Source organism: Actinoplanes sp. NPDC049668, from assembly GCF_044465445.1.
Lineage (GTDB): Bacteria > Actinomycetota > Actinomycetes > Mycobacteriales > Micromonosporaceae > Actinoplanes.
In genome coordinates, this window is the sequence record NZ_JBITLR010000005.1 from 218,237 (window position 1) to 231,963 (window position 13,727).

The following is a 13,727-nucleotide window of genomic DNA, read 5'->3' on the forward strand; positions in this document are numbered from 1 at the left end:
TGAGCGCGCACTCAATCATGCCGATGAGCGGACGCTGATCGACTGGCGTCAACGGGCCCACAGAAGTGCGGTTGGGTTCGTCGTATCCTCGCCGAGCGGCGACTGGCCACCGTCTATGCTCGTCGATCATGCACGAATCTGCCTCCTCTACCCCCTCCGACGTACGGTTCGAGCCCGGAACGGGTGCCGCCCGCCGCGACGCCCGAGACCGGATCATCGGCCTGCTCGGAGTGCTCTTCTTCGGGATGTGGACGGTCCTTTTCGGCGTGGCGACCATCCTCATGGTGGCCATCGTCGCGGGCGGCGCTGACAATCCCGCCGAGACGATCCTGCTGGCCGCAGTGTGTGCCGCGTTCTCCGCCTTCAACGGCTGGCGACTTCGCCGTCCGCTGCGCCGGCTGCGCGGGATCCGGAGTCCACATGCCTTCTGAAAAGTTCAAATGCTAGTGACGGAAGGTCGTCGCGGCCTGGCTACCGCGGAAACGTGGTCACCCGCGCAGGGCCCGGGTGGGTACCGGGCGGCGAGCCCTCCCACGCCTTGGTAGCGTCGCGACGATCATTTCGGCCCGGTTCGGCGAGTATCCGCTTCTGCCGCGATCCGCTCGCTATGCAGCGCCACGGCCGGGTCGACGCGGCCAGCACACGGACATGCCGAGTTGAGTGTGCACTCGATCACGGGAATTAGAGCGTAGCGCAGACGATTCCTAGATGTCCGACCGCCTAAATTCAAACTCTGACCAACCAAGCCGTACATCTGCAGGAAGGGCGGTGTGGCTAACGACGAGAGTCTGAAACCCAAATGTGCGTTCACCGAGCAAGCGGAACAACCGGTAAACAATTGGAGTATTCAAGTGCATCTCAGGCTCGTCGATGAGCAAGAGGGTGGACTCGTGATTGCTACGTATCTGCGCGAGAGCAATCGCACACTCAAGGAGCACTATCCACATCTGCCCAAAACTTGCACTTTCGTCGCATCTGACCGACCTTGGTGATCCGTCTAAGCGCACGACCGGCGCGGAGTCCTGCAGATCGACTTCAATCACCATGCCTTTAACGCGATTAGGTACCTGCGCTAAGACCTCAAGTAAAACCTGCTCAGGAAGGCCGAGCTCGATGGCGAAGTCGCGATGGCTGCGCAGGGGAGTCTGGCCGCCTCTGACGACAATGGCGCGGTACGGCGCCGAGACTACTGGCGTAGATCGGTCTTCCGAGATGAGTCGCATCTGGCCCGCAGGAGCCTCGAGGCGAAGGGCACGTGGGTTTGGGTCAAACCAGCGGATGTCCGCGCTCAGTCCGTTGATCCAGCGACGGTCGGACAGATAATGAGGCGCGTCAGGGCTGGCCAAGAGATCCAGCAGCATGCTCTTACCCGTATCGTTGGCGCCTTGCACGAGATTCAGCATCGACAGGGACAACTTCCTGCCCGCAAGATCGCCGGGGCCACCGTGGACGGCGATCTCGGTGATTAGCCCAACTGGAGGCGGCGTGATCCCGCGCATCTCTTGCAGGAGAAATGCTTCATGGAGCGAGCGCCATTGGATGAGTAGTTTCGCCGGAAAGGCATCGCCGTTATTCGTGTCGACCATCCGGGCGTGGTCTTGGCAGAGCCAGATCCCGTTGGCTACGTCCGCTCGGCCTTCCGGTGTCAGGTTCCCGGTTCCGCGTGGTCCCCCCTGGGCTGCCGAGTAAATGTGTGCCGCCACTCCGATGCAGGCAGCGTCACGCGGACCAGGCCCAGGGCCGAGCGTTGGCTTGCGGCAGTCTGGCTTGGAGCACAGGTATCCCGCCCGTGCCGCGATGATCCTCCGTACTTTGACGGGGAACTCGACGCGGTTGCTCGGCATCGCGTCATCGTGCCATAACTCTGGGGGACCTCCGTGAAGTGCGAGCGCGGCTGTCGAGAGACAGCTTGTCTGGCACCAAGATCGACTGCAATCTTCTGCCGTGTCAAGTGCGCGCTGAAACATCGTTCGGCGGCCAGCTGCCAAGGGGATGGCCGACGTGCGACCCATCCGCCGGACTTCCCGCCTCGAGTAAGATCCACCTGTTTGAAGCCGCGTCCGAGCGATCTACCGCTTGTGTGAGCGAACGCGCTCGGCTTTAGATCAACTCCGTTTCGGCGCGGTGCGGCGTCCGTCAAGCCCACACTTTGGCTTCACGGGCGAAGCATGGCCAGGGTTGGATGCCCGGTCCGACACGGTCACTGAGCATCTCGGCGACTTGCCTACTCCAGATCTTGAAAGCGTGGTGGCGAGGCCAATGCCCTCCCCTGCTCCGGTCAGGCCAGGCGGGAGCAAATGCGGTTATCCCGTCCTCGGTTCGAATGGGTCGGCAGGTCGTGGACGGTGGGACCTTCACCTCGTATGGCAACAATCGGCGTGCCGGCACACTGATTTGCCGCGATCCGTGCGGAGGCCGGCTCAGCGCCGTGTCTGGTTGCTGCAAGAACGCTGCCGACCGCCTGCCGCATGACTTCCCGTCGACGAGGACCCGTCTACGACTATCACGCCAAGTGGGAGGAGTACGGCACGGCTCTTGGCAACGATTTCTGCGGTTGCGGTCGCGGGTGCGTGAGGCGCTGGGCCGCGACGCCGAGTGAAGCGCAGCGGTGTTGGACGGCCATGGCGAGGACGATCACGGGGCGTCGGTGGAAGAATCGGCCGCAGGCAAGGCGTTGTCGACAGTGCTGACGGCAACCATTAGGCCGCGAGTAAGGTCCGGATTGACGGCGGCTTCAGCTAGCCCCAACGCCTCCGCCGCCTTCCGGTGGAGGCGTTTGCTGTTGACCGGGGAAGCTCCCCACCTGACCGCCCAACCATGCCGGAGCTGCGCTATACGTCAGCTTCGCCATGTCGTCCTCGTAGAGGCCGTCGCCAACCCCGAGCACGTGGCAAAGCAGGGCAGCCATCTCGGTCTGCTCCTCCAGGAAGTTGCTCGGCCGAGCGAGGGACAGGGCATCCCACAGTTGAAGCCGATGGAAGTCGACTGCGACTGCGGCGGCCTCGCAAAACCGGTACGCGGCTGCGGTGGCGGCCCGGTAAGCGGCCCACGCGAACAGGTAGCAACCAACGGGCACCAGCAGCCAGACTTCGTGGTTCCAAAGCAGCGCCATACTGATCGGCACGCACAGCAGCCCGAAAACGCACAGGCGTGCGGCAGTATCCATCTGATTCCGGGTATCGCTGACTTCGGCTCGAACTGCTGGGGACATCAGGGGTGAAAGTCGATGCCAGATGTCCGCGGTTCGGTAGCCGTAGCGAGCTCCCGCTCGGATTTCTCCCGCCTGCAGCACATTGCCGAGACCTGTGGGCAGAACGGGCGTTCCGGCTGGCGGCAGCCAGGCCCGCTCCTCAGCGGTCCCGCCGTGCTCGTTCTCGTAGGTTTCAAGGTCTTGCCGCCACGTTCGGTACCGTCTTGACACGCGCAAGCTCAACGCGGCTCCGAAGGGAAACCTGCCCCAGTACCCTTCGACGACCTTGATCATCGGGTAGGCGAGCGGATGCAAAACGACCGAGGCGACCAACACCGCGAAGGCTGCCAGTAAGGCGCTGATCAAGGTCAGCCCACTGATGGAGTCCTCGAGCGCCCGCCACGAAGGTGCCTGACCGGGGGCGCCCGCAGCGAGTAGGCCGCCGACCAGGAAGATAACCGCCATCGTCGGGAGCAGGTTGACGAAGATGAAGCGCGAGCTGATCCGGACGGCCAGGATGTCATTCACCGGCGCTCACCAGTCTTCACCCTCATCGTTGATGATGGCCCGCGGGGTTTCCCCTATACCGTCGTCGCGGATAGCTCTCATGCGATCAAGGGAATGTGGCGGCTGCCCAGCGATCCCCTTGCACTTCGACCCTGGTCTTCGCAGCCACCGCCGGCCGCCGCACTCCGGGCGTATGCACTCGTAGAGACGGGAATCTAGCCGCCGTGGATCCTCGTTAGAAAGGCCTGCTCCTTCGTCGAAGGTGCCAGTGAAGGCGCCGAACCCGAAGATTCTTGCGAGACCGCGCACCCTGCCCCCCTTGCCGACGCCGATCTCAGGCTACGGTCGACGACTCCTGATCGGAACAGGTGGCGCCGATCACTGTGTGTCGATGCTTGCCGGTGGCGGGGGGAGGGCATGATGGCCCGCATGCCCGTCGCCCCTCGCCCGTCGCGGCCATTGTCGCCGTGGCCGGTCGGCGCAGCGATCCTCGGCGCGTTCGTCGCGCTGTCAATCATCCTGCGGGGCAGCTACACGGCCGTGCAGGTCATGTTCGGCACGGCGCTCGCAGTCGGGTTGGCCCTCAGCTGGAGACGGTCACGCCCCCGAGACGGCGGCGACGAGGCCGGCGAGCGAAGCGAAGCCGTGAGGCCGGCGCTGCCCACCCCAACGCTGGCAGCGACAGCAGCCGCAAGGCATTGGGCCGGCGAGGAAAATCTGCCGCCGGTTCTCACGCTGGAGGAAGCCGCCACGTACCTACGCATGGACGCGACGGTCGTACTGGGCGAACTCGACGCTGGGCGGCTCCCTGGAAACCGGATCGGGTCGCATTGGAGGATCCGCAGCGCGGCTCTCATCGCGTGGCTCGACCACAACCGGCACTAGGCACGAAAGTGGCCGGCGATTGCAAAGGGTACCGGCCGTCGTCTGTGTTGACCCACCAGAGCCAGCGACAACTCAACCAGCATCTTCACCGGCTTGGGTGCACAACAGCGCATCGGCCAGCTCAAACCTAGACCCTCGAACGGGCGGATGACGTGCGGACAGGGTCGATTCGTCCATAGGACCGGTCCGCGGGCGGCTCGGGCGCGGCATTCGGATATCCAGTTGGGAAGGGGCCACATTCGTTGTAGTCGCTAGGCGACAGCATCCTCATTTGCCGCCGAGCGCGCGCGTTGGCGTCGAGGCGTTATCACTTTCGGTGAGGAGATCTGTCCTGAGCCGCTAGTGAGGCTGGGTGATGTCGGTGGTGACCATGCCCGTTGTCCCGGCAGGAACCTGGATGACAACCTTGCCTTCCGGGTTCAGGAATCCGGTTGGCCCCAGCCCCACATGGGCGTTGTGCCGCTCGCCGGTGACGTCGGCTGACACCAACCACATGCCCGTCTCGCGGGCTCGCCGCGCTCGGATCTCGTTGTGCCGGTACTGCCACCACAAAGCCTTGTCACGACGCATCATGTTCTGCGCCGGCACGAGCAGGACCCGCGCACCGCCGGTGGCAACCGCCGCCGCTGCCTGCGAGAACTGGGTGTCGTAGCAGATGTTGATCCCGAACCGCACTCCGCCGCACTCGAAGACGGGGTAGTCACCGCCGACGGTGAACATCGATTCCCCGTCCGTCAAGAACGTCTTGCGGTAGCTACCTGTCACCTGGCCGCCGGCGATGACTACCGCCGTGTTGTAGTAGCCGTCACCGGCCCGCTCGATCATGCCAAGGACCAGCACCTGGCGGACCGGGGCCAACCTCGCCAGGATCGCGCCGAACTCCACAGAGGTGATCTCAAGTGCCTGGCCGCGCACGTGTTGCTCGGTGATGAGGTACCCCTGCAGGAAACACTCGGGGAACAGCAGAAGGTCGACTCCCGCCGCTTCCGCCTGACCGGCGAAGTCCTCAACGACACCGATCGCGGCGTCCACGTCCCCAAGGATCTCCAACGTCTGGCAAGCACCGATCCGCACCATGGCAGGCGGCTACCGCTGGTCCAGTCCTTTTGCGGCGCCCGGTGTCAGGTACTCCACCCGGGTGCTGGTCAACAAAGGGTCTTTCTGCAGGTGGAACTGCCGGACATGCTCAGCGGCCTCGTGTGCTTCGAAGGCATCGCGGTTCTGGTAGACCTCGTAAAACACCCGGGCCAGCGGCTCGCCCTCCACCGCCGCGGTCGCATAGACGAGTGTGCCCTGCTCCTGCTCCGTGATGTGGTCGATCACCACTGCGGTGAGCTCGTCGAACCGCGCCGCCGCAGCTTCATCCGAGCAGTCGAATCGCACCACGAGCGCGAACACGTTTACCTCCTGAGGACGTGGCCGCCGACGAGATGTCACGCTTGGTGATCATCTGACCCGGCCTTGCGGCGGGCGCCGACATGGTCCGGCGCCCGCCGCGAAGCCCGGCCGTCAGCCGGTGCGGCGGCGGGCCGAACTCAACGGCCCGTCGGATACGGTACGGCGGCAGCTCTGGCGGCGGCCAGATATGCCGGCAGGTTGAGCTGCCAGAAGCTGTTGATGCAGGAGTACGTCGGGAAGAAGCCCCCACAGCTGCCGCTGCCCGGACCCACCTCGATGGTGAAACCCGGTACACCCAGTTGCCCGTAGATCCAGTCGTCGGTGGCACCCGGGGCGAAGTAGTTCAGGCCACCGTCGCCGTGGACCACGTCGTAGTGGTTCGCCCGGGCCATCGCCTCCGCGATCGTTTTCAGGTCGTTGTTGTTCGGAGCGAGCTGGTTGGTCCAGCCGTACGGGTAGATGTCCAATTGGGAGTAGCTGTGCACGGTGATGAAAGCGCCGGTGGTCGAGGTGCTGGCCGCGCTGAAGTCGGCTGCCGGCTTGGTGTCCCGGTAGATCTTGGCGAGGAAGTTCTGGATGCCCTGGGTCTCAGGTTCGCTCGCCGCGCCCGTGCCGGGGTACGTCTCGGTGCACTTGGTGCCCTGGTTGACGTCCCAGTGGTAGCTGGAGTTGCGGTTCAGGTCGACGCCGCGGCCCGTGCCGGTGCAGCCGTTGTCGTGGGCGTTCTTGCGCTGGGCGACCGGCCGGGTGGAGTTCGAGGCGACGATGTCGACGCCGTCGGGGTTGGCGATCGGGATGACCCACAGCTCGGTGCTGTTCATCAGCGCGGTGACGCCGCTGTCGGTGCCGTAGCTGTTGATCAGGTGGTCGATCCACCGGTACGACAATTCGCCGCTGGCCAGTTCCCGTGCGTGCATCTGCGACATGAGGGTGAACTTCGGCTTGCGGCCGGTGGTGGTCAGCTCGCAGTCACCCTGCTGGATCTTGGTGATGCACAGGGCCTGGATGTCGTGCCCGCCACGGCCTTGGGTCTTCAACCAGGACTGGCCGATGGTGAAGAGCTTGGCCAGGTCGGGGTGCGCCGTGGACACCTGCCTGTTGTGCGCCTCGTGTCCGGCGGTGGTGTGGTAGCCCCCGTAGTAGGTGTTCGGGTCGGCCTGCAGGGAGGGGGAGACCGGCTGGTACAGCGGGCCGGTGTACCGCACGCTCAGGCCGCGGTGCCGCAATCGGGCGACGGCGGCCGCGTCCGCCAGAACCGGCACACCGTGGTCCAGCGAACCCTCGAGAACGTCGAAGCCGGCGCGCTCCAGCGTCTGGGCCAGCACCGCGGGCTGCCGGTCGGTGGAGGTCACGAGGTAGTAGCCCGGATCGGTGGTGGCACCGGACCCGGCCGGCGCGCCCGGGGCGGCGCTGGCCGGTCCGGTCAGCGACGGGGGCAGCAGAAGCGCGGCCGCGGCAGCGCCGATGGCCACCATCCGCGACAGCCGGGATGGACCTGTACGGGACTTGCTCATCGATACCTCGCGATCAGGAAGGGCGCACGAAAGCCCATTAGATCAATGCATCTCGATGAAAATCAGTACCGATGACGTCATCTCAACGGCGCTATGAGGCGAGTGTGTGGTCTGCGGCGGCAGCCGGTGGAACGCCCTGGCGGCGGAGCACGCGCCGGGCTGGCATGCGGCGGTGGCGATCCGGTAGAAGAATTTCTCGCCGGAGCTGTCGATTCTGCCGCCTTCGATCGTCGTCACGATGGAAGCGGCCGATCGACGGCCGACCTGACGCGAGGAGACTACGATGCGTTACCTGTTGCTGATCTACAGCGAGGAACCCGCCGGCGCGCCCGACCCGGCCGAGGCCGAGCAGGTGATGAACGAGTACTGGGCGTACAGCAACGCGATCACCGAGGCCGGGGCCAGCCCCGGCAGCGCGGCCCTGCAGGACAGCAGGACGGCCACCACCGTACGGCTCAAGGACGGCGAGCGGGTGGTCACCGACGGGCCGTTCGCCGAGACCCGGGAGGTCCTCGGCGGCTACTACCTGATCGACGTGCCCGACCTGGACGCGGCGATCGACTGGGCGGCGAAGTGCCCGGGCGCGAAATACGGGTCGGTCGAGGTGCGGCCGATCATGGAGTTCGACACCGAGTCCTGACCTGGGGGTCACCGATGGGTACCGCGGCCGACTCGGTCGAGGCGGTGTTCCGCGAGGAGTGGGGGCGCCTGCTGGCCGCGCTCGTGCGTACCCTCGGCGATCTCGACCTGGCCGAGGAGGTCGCCGCGGACGCCGTCGCCACGGCGTTGCAGCGGTGGCCGCGGGACGGGGTGCCCAACCGCCCGGCGGCGTGGCTGCTGACCACGGCCCGCCACCGGGCGGTCGACCTGCTGCGCCGGGACAAGGTGCTGGCCGCGAAGCTGGCCCTGCTCCAGGTGGAGGCGGACCGCTACGTGCCGCCTCCGCCGGAGCCCGACCCGGGCTGGGCCGACGACGAGCCGGACGAGCGGCTGCACCTCTTCTTCACCTGCTGCCACCCGGCGCTGGCGCTCGAGGCGCAGACCGCCCTGATGCTGAACTGCCTCGGCGGACTGACCACGCCCGAGGTCGCCCGCGCGTTCCTCACCCCGAACGCCACGATGGCACAGCGCCTGGTGCGCGCGAAGCGCAAGATCCGCGAGGCGCGGATCCCGTTCCGCGTGCCGCGCGCCCACGAGCTGCCGGTCCGGCTGCCGGCGGTGCTCCGGGTGATCTATCTGATCTTCACCGAGGGGTACGCGGCCACCGGCGGCCCCGCGCTGATGCGCCCCGAACTCGCCGACGAGGCGATCCGGCTGGCCCGGATCCTGCACCGCCTCATGCCCCGCCAGCGGGAGATCGCCGGCCTGCTCGCCCTCATGCTGCTCGTCGACGCCCGCCGCGACGCGCGGGTCGACGCCCACGGCGACCTGGTGCTGCTCGACGACCAGGACCGCTCGCGGTGGGACCCCATCAAGATCAAGGAGGGGCGCCGGCTCGTCGTCACCGCGCTGACCGGCGGCCGGCCCGGCCCGTACGCGCTGCAGGCCGCCATCGCGGCCGTGCACGACGAGGCGGCGACGGTCGCGACCACCGACTGGCCGCAGATCGTCGCCCTGTACGACGTCCTGCGTACGGTGGCGCCCTCGCCGCTGGTCGAGCTGAACCGGGCGGTGGCGGTCGCGATGGTCGACGGCCCGGCGGCCGGGCTGGAACTGCTGGAGGCCCTGGCGGCGGACCGGCGGCTGGCCGGGTACCACCTGCTGCCCGCGGCCCGCGGCGACCTGCTGCGCCGGCTGGGCCGCACGGCGGAGGCGGCGGACGCCTACCGGCAGGCGCTCGACCTGGCCGGCAACGGGCCGGAGCGGGCGTTCCTGCAACGCCGCCTGCGCGAGACCGGCTGAGGTCCTGCTTTACTTCGCGCCGTGAGGAAACGGGTGGGTCTGCTTCTCGGCATCGCGCTGCTGCTGGCCGGGACCGGCGGCGCGGCCCTGATCTGTTTCGGACCCGACGGCCAGGTCTACTGGGCCCAGCGGCCGCTGAACTGACGCTCAGCTGCAGTTGTCGCGGTCGCTGTTGTAGTGCTTGTGGTAGGCGTGCATGCACTGCAGCTCGTAGCTGTCCCAGAACTGCTCGTCGGTGATCCGGAGGCGCTGGATCTCCACGGTGCGGCCCGACCCGGCGCCCAGGACCATGGGGTCGATCAGCGACTTGTCCGTGTGATAGCGGTTCCAGATCCGGAACGGGTGCCGCGACGCCGCGGGTACCGGAGCGTCGCCGATGCGAGTCGCGACGCTCGTCGTCGGGGTGAGGTCCCAGAGTTGCTGATCGGAGCCGTTGCACCGCCAGAGCTGGATCCGGGCGCCCGGGCCGGGGTGGTTCTTGTCGGCGTCGAGGCACTTGCCGGAGGGCTCCAGCATGATCCGGATGCCCTTCGCGGCGGCGTCCCACTCCACGTACCAGCGCTGATTGTCCTGGCCGTTGGACCCCGCGTTGTGGCACGGGTACGCGATCACCCGGCCACCGTTCTGGTCCAGGGTGTCCGGCGGCGCGTCGAGGCAGTCGCGGTCGCGCCCCATGACCTGGATCCACAGGTAGTCGATGTTGCGGTTGTGGTGTGCGTCCGCCGGCGCGCCCACCGCGAGAAACCCGGCCGCGACGACCGTGGTGACGACGGCCGAGAGGACGGCGCGGGGATGTTTCCTGATCACATTGCTCCCTCTGGCAGATCCGGCCCGCGAAATCTAAAGCCGGCGCCCCGCGGCCGCGATATGGCGAATGCCCTATTCGACCCGCCACCACGCCGTAGGCCGGTCGCCGACCGGCGGCGGCCAGGCCTGGGAGTGGTCCCGGCCCGGCGCTCGCGCGGTCAGCGCAACAGCAGCATCGCGGCCACGACGAGCACGACGAAGGCCACGAGACCAGCGATCACGAGCTCGGCGGCGCCGCCTACCGTCCCCAGTGTCACCAGGGAGGCGACCGCTGCGCCGACCTTGGTCGCGAGCCGGCCGAAGTGGCTGACCCGCTCGTTTCTCGCCGTCGTCGGTCTCACCCGGGCGCGGCGTTCCTCATTCCTTGCCGACATGGCCGTCCTCCTCGGACCCACTCCGTCCCCCGGCTGCGCAGGACGGCGACGCGTCACGCACGTTCGTCGCGTTCGGGCCGGCCGCCGGCGTCGATGCCGAACGGCCGCTCCTCGACTGCGATCCTCCGGGGGCGTCCTCCCCTGGGTGTGCATCTACCTATGCACTAGCCGGTCCGCCGACTTTTTGGACCCATGCTCCGGCCTCGGCGCTGACCCGAGATCCGAAAACGCGGACATGGCCGATTGCCACAAGCGGTCGCTGGAAGCATCGGCCTGCCGGCCGTGGCTACATCCTGCGGTCACGCTGGGCGATGCCCTGTGGGCCGTACGGGTACTGGCCGACCACCGGGGTGCTGGCCGTGGTGAGCAGCTCGGTCTCCTTCTCCGACAGGTGCAGGTCCGCGGCGCCGAGGTTGTCCTCAAGCTGTTCGAGGGTGCGCGCGCCGAGGATCACCGAGGTGACGGACGGCCGGTCGGCGAGCCAGGCGAGCGACACCTGCGACATCGACACGCCGCGCTCCGCGGCGACGTGGCGGACGGCGTCGAGGACGTGCCAGGTGCGGGCGTCGGAGTTGCGTGGGCCGTACGCCTCCATGCCGCGGCCCGGGTTGTCGCCGAGGCGGGTCGCGCCGGTGGGCGTACGGTCGCGGTCGTATTTGCCGGTGAGCCAGCCGCCGCCCAGCGGTGACCAGGGCAGGATGCCGATGTTCTCGTTGCGGCACACGTCGACGAGCTCGAACTCGATCTCCCGCACGAGCAGGTTGTACTGCGGCTGCAGCGTGACGATCGGTGCGAGGCCGCGGAAGCGGGTGAGCAGTGCCGCCTTCTGCAGCTGCCAGCCGAGGAAGTTGCTGACGCCCGCGTACCGGATCTTGCCGGCACGGACGGCGTCGTCGAAGAAGGCGAGCGTCTCCTCGATCGGGGTCAGCGGGTCCCAGGCGTGTGCCTGGTAGAGGTCGATCGTCTCGACGCCGAGGCGGCGCAGGCTCGCGTCGAGCGCGCGGGACAGGCTCACCCGGGTCAGCCCGGCCGAGTTCGGATCGTCGCCCATGGGGAAGCGGCCCTTGGTGGCGATGACCAGCCGGTCGCGCGCGCCGGGCCGGGCCGCCAGCCAGCGGCCGATGACCTCCTCGGAGCCGCCGCGCGAGTAGACATTCGCGGTGTCGACGAAGTTCCCGCCGGCCTCGACGAAGCGGTCGAGCTGGGCGTGCGACACCTCCTCGCTGCTCTCCGTGCCGAAAGTCATCGTGCCCAGGCACAGCGTCGACACGATCGTGCCGGTGCCGCCGAGAGTGCGGTATTCCATCAGTCGGCTCCTTTGGTGACGTCGGCGTGACGCGCTGATCGGTATCAATCTTCCATGACACGACACAGAGGAATTGCCGCCGGGATCGGGGTGTTCGCCGTCGTGGCCGCCGGGCTGACGTTCTCGGTGCCGCCGGCCGAGGCGGGCGCGGCGTCGCCGAAGGTGACGTGGGGCGACTGTCCGCGGTACTCGGACGAGGCGCTCGAGGCGATGGGTCTGCGGCCGGAGGAGCTGGCCCCGATGCGGGCCCTGCTCGCGCGTACCGACTGCGGCACCGTGCGGGTGCCGCTCGATTACCGCCGCCCGCACGGCCCGCAGATCACCGTCGCGGTCAGCCGGATCCGGGCGACCGACCAGCGGCACAAGCTGGGCGGCATCGCGGTGAACCCGGGCGGCCCCGGCGGCAGCGGCTACCTGATGCCGCACGATCTGGCGCTGACCAGCCCGCAGTTCGCCGAGCTCGCCGAACGGTACGACCTGATCGGCTTCGATCCGCGCGGCGTCGGATACAGCACCCGCGCCGACTGCGCGCGCCCGGGCGACGACGTCAGGCCGCCCGAGATCCCGCCCGGCCCGCTCGCCGAGGAGACCGCCAAGAAGATCTACGACTTCCAGACCGCCGTCAACCGGACCTGCTGGGAGAGCAACCGCGCCCTCCTCGGGCAGCTCACCACCGCCAACGTCGCCCGCGACCTCGAACGGGTGCGCGCTGCCCTCGGGCTCGGCAGGCTCAGCTACTTCGGCGTCTCCTGGGGCACGCTGCTGGGCCAGGTGTATCGCAGCCTCTACCCGCGGTCGGTCGACCGCATGTGGCTGGACAGCGTGGTCGGCCCGACCGCCAACCGGCTCGACTCGCGCTTCCACGACGTGACCGGCGCCGACGAGCGCAAGGTGTACCGGTGGGCCGCCTGGGCCGCGGAGCGGGACGCGACGTACCACCTCGGCGGCACCGTCGACGAGGTGGTCGCGCTGGTCAAACGGCTCAAGGCGCGGCTGAACGCGGATCCGCTGGTCTTCAGCGACCTGGACGAGCGCCTGGACGGCAACCTCGCCGCGTTTCTGGCCGTCGCGCCGAGCCCGCTGTGGACCGAGGCGACGCCGGGGCTGGCGGCGCTGGTCACGGCGAGAAGCGGCGAACCCGTGCCGGACGCGCTCCGGCCGATCATCCTGCCGGACCCGCGGGAACCCACCGAGCCGCCGGCCGGCCTGCCGGAGCGGTTCAACGAGGTCGCCGGCCGGGCGATCCTCTGCAACGACGACACCAGCCCGCACGACTTTCCCACCTTCTGGCGTACGTACCAGAGCTGGCAGCGGGAGTTCCCGATCACCGCGAGCCTGGGCGGCTTCACCCAGCGGTGCGCCGGCTGGCCCGTCCCGGCGGGGGAGCCGTTCACGCTGCGCCGGTCGAACGGCTCGTTGCAGCTGTCGGGGCACCGGTGGGAGAGCCCGACGCCGTACGAGTGGATCGCCCAGGTGCAGGCGAAGATCGGCGGCACGGCGTTCACGGTCGAGGACGACATCCACGGGTCGGTCGCGAGGGTGCCGGAGTGCACCGTCCACCTCGAGGCGTACTTCCTGACCGGCCGCCCGGACTCAGGCGGCTGCGCCGGCGTGGCGCCGACCGCCGCGGACGAACCGGCGTCGGTCGGCACCCGCCGGGCTCCCACCGGCAACCGCTGGAGCTGGCAGGACCACTGACCGGACCGCCGCGGTGGTCGGCCTTTGCGCCGGAAGACCGACCACCGCGACCCGTGTCACCATGGCTCGCCGAGGCGGTGGAGCTATTGATCAACTGTGTTACGTTGCCCGCCGCTGTACGCCTGAGTCGGGGAGCCCACCATCTC

14 protein-coding genes are annotated in these 13,727 nt (G+C 68.1%); 5 read left to right on the plus strand and 9 right to left on the minus strand.

The window, feature by feature from the left end; all coding sequences use genetic code 11:
• The first annotated feature begins 128 nt into the window (after nt 1-128).
• Nucleotides 129-431, plus strand: coding sequence for a hypothetical protein (locus ACIBSW_RS22195; RefSeq protein ID WP_354720910.1), 303 nt, complete (start codon nt 129-131; stop codon nt 429-431).
• A gap of 273 nt (nt 432-704) precedes the next feature.
• Here the strand turns inward: ACIBSW_RS22195 and ACIBSW_RS22200 are convergent, their stop codons facing one another.
• Both ACIBSW_RS22200 and ACIBSW_RS22205 read right to left on the minus strand, forming a co-directional pair.
• Nucleotides 705-1,586 carry an AAA family ATPase gene (locus ACIBSW_RS22200; RefSeq protein WP_354720912.1) on the minus strand — a complete coding sequence of 294 codons (882 nt, stop codon included), beginning with the start codon at nt 1,584-1,586 and terminating at the stop codon, nt 705-707.
• Nucleotides 1,587-2,734: 1,148 nt separating this feature from the next.
• Nucleotides 2,735-3,718, minus strand: a complete 984-nt coding sequence (locus ACIBSW_RS22205) for a hypothetical protein (protein WP_354720914.1) — start codon at nt 3,716-3,718, stop codon at nt 2,735-2,737.
• 408 nt (nt 3,719-4,126) lie between these two features.
• Between ACIBSW_RS22205 and ACIBSW_RS22210 the strand changes: the two genes are divergently transcribed.
• A complete protein-coding gene (locus ACIBSW_RS22210) occupies nt 4,127-4,582 on the plus strand; it encodes a helix-turn-helix domain-containing protein (protein ID WP_354720916.1) in 456 nt (151 codons plus the stop codon).
• 339 nt (nt 4,583-4,921) lie between these two features.
• Here the strand turns inward: ACIBSW_RS22210 and ACIBSW_RS22215 are convergent, their stop codons facing one another.
• The 4 genes from ACIBSW_RS22215 to ACIBSW_RS22230 all read right to left on the minus strand — a co-directional run bounded on the left by ACIBSW_RS22215 (nt 4,922) and on the right by ACIBSW_RS22230 (nt 7,731).
• Nucleotides 4,922-5,659, minus strand: a complete 738-nt coding sequence (locus ACIBSW_RS22215; protein WP_354720918.1) for a carbon-nitrogen hydrolase family protein — start codon at nt 5,657-5,659, stop codon at nt 4,922-4,924.
• A gap of 9 nt (nt 5,660-5,668) precedes the next feature.
• Complete coding sequence (locus tag ACIBSW_RS22220) at nt 5,669-5,980, minus strand: antibiotic biosynthesis monooxygenase (RefSeq protein WP_354720920.1); 312 nt, start codon at nt 5,978-5,980, stop codon at nt 5,669-5,671.
• A 137-nt stretch (nt 5,981-6,117) separates the two neighbouring features.
• Nucleotides 6,118-7,494, minus strand: coding sequence for a M14 family zinc carboxypeptidase (locus ACIBSW_RS22225; protein ID WP_354720922.1), 1,377 nt, complete (start codon nt 7,492-7,494; stop codon nt 6,118-6,120).
• Nucleotides 7,495-7,536: 42 nt separating this feature from the next.
• A complete protein-coding gene (locus ACIBSW_RS22230; protein WP_354720924.1) occupies nt 7,537-7,731 on the minus strand; it encodes a hypothetical protein in 195 nt (64 codons plus the stop codon).
• 46 nt (nt 7,732-7,777) lie between these two features.
• Here ACIBSW_RS22230 and ACIBSW_RS22235 point away from each other — a divergent pair, with 46 nt between their 5' ends.
• Together ACIBSW_RS22235 and ACIBSW_RS22240 are read left to right on the plus strand one after the other, a co-directional pair.
• Entirely contained in the window at nt 7,778-8,134 is a 357-nt protein-coding gene (locus tag ACIBSW_RS22235; protein ID WP_354720925.1) for a YciI family protein, read from the plus strand.
• Between the two features lie 14 nt (nt 8,135-8,148).
• Complete coding sequence (locus tag ACIBSW_RS22240; RefSeq protein ID WP_354720927.1) at nt 8,149-9,396, plus strand: RNA polymerase sigma factor; 1,248 nt, start codon at nt 8,149-8,151, stop codon at nt 9,394-9,396.
• Between the two features lie 147 nt (nt 9,397-9,543).
• Here ACIBSW_RS22240 and ACIBSW_RS22245 read toward each other — a convergent pair whose 3' ends face one another.
• The 3 genes from ACIBSW_RS22245 to ACIBSW_RS22255 form a co-directional block, all read right to left on the minus strand.
• Nucleotides 9,544-10,203 carry an RICIN domain-containing protein gene (locus ACIBSW_RS22245; RefSeq protein WP_354720929.1) on the minus strand — a complete coding sequence of 220 codons (660 nt, stop codon included), beginning with the start codon at nt 10,201-10,203 and terminating at the stop codon, nt 9,544-9,546.
• A gap of 158 nt (nt 10,204-10,361) precedes the next feature.
• Nucleotides 10,362-10,577 carry a hypothetical protein gene (locus ACIBSW_RS22250; protein ID WP_354720930.1) on the minus strand — a complete coding sequence of 72 codons (216 nt, stop codon included), beginning with the start codon at nt 10,575-10,577 and terminating at the stop codon, nt 10,362-10,364.
• A 286-nt stretch (nt 10,578-10,863) separates the two neighbouring features.
• The gene (locus ACIBSW_RS22255) at nt 10,864-11,883 is read right to left on the minus strand and encodes an aldo/keto reductase (RefSeq protein WP_354720931.1); all 1,020 of its coding nucleotides are present in this window, start codon (nt 11,881-11,883) and stop codon (nt 10,864-10,866) included.
• Between the two features lie 54 nt (nt 11,884-11,937).
• Here ACIBSW_RS22255 and ACIBSW_RS22260 point away from each other — a divergent pair, with 54 nt between their 5' ends.
• Entirely contained in the window at nt 11,938-13,581 is a 1,644-nt protein-coding gene (locus ACIBSW_RS22260) for an alpha/beta hydrolase (protein WP_354720933.1), read from the plus strand.
• The last annotated feature ends 146 nt before the right edge of the window (nt 13,582-13,727 follow it).